General features: G+C 61.8%; 1 protein-coding gene. It reads right to left on the bottom strand.

What is annotated here, in order from left to right; all coding sequences use genetic code 11:
* Window positions 1–506: hypothetical protein (locus F2P46_RS36205; protein ID WP_208296933.1), on the bottom strand; the 506-nt coding region annotated here is incomplete at its 3' end.
* Between the last annotated feature and the right edge of the window lie 12 nt (window positions 507–518).

A 518-nucleotide genomic window follows, 5' to 3' on the forward strand; every position in this document is an offset into this window, starting at 1 on the left:
GTCGTATTCTCCTTGAAGAACCCCTTTGCGGCGCCGGCCATGTCGCCATAGCTTTTTACTTTTGCCTGTGCACTGGCCCGCGATGCAGCGATCTCGGCCTGGGCAATCTTTTCCGGGCCAGACTTCGGGTCGTTTTTGATCGCAGCAAGCTGGGCCACGATGGCCTGCTGCTGCACCGCATATCCGGACAGCGCGGTCGTCAGGCCGCCGATGGCAGAGCCCACTTTCCCGAAGCTATCCGCCATGCCGGCAGCGGCCGATTTCGTGGCATTGTCGATAGCCGTCAGAATGTCGAGCAATTCCTTGGCAGGCGCGGCGTCGAACTCGATTTCCTTGGCTGCGCCTGCCCGTGTCGCCTCTGCGCGCTCCCGCAACGCTGCGGCTTGGTCACGGTACGCCTGCGACATCGTCCCGCTAAAGTCAATCGCCTCAGCCAGTGCGGCATTCTCATCCTTCACTGATGCCAAGTGCTCATAGCGCTGCGCTTCCAGATCGGCAAGGGCCATCTTCCCCAGCCC

This window comes from Massilia sp. CCM 8734 (genome assembly GCF_011682155.1).
In the GTDB taxonomy this organism is placed as follows: Bacteria; Pseudomonadota; Gammaproteobacteria; order Burkholderiales; family Burkholderiaceae_D; genus Telluria_A; species Telluria_A rubra.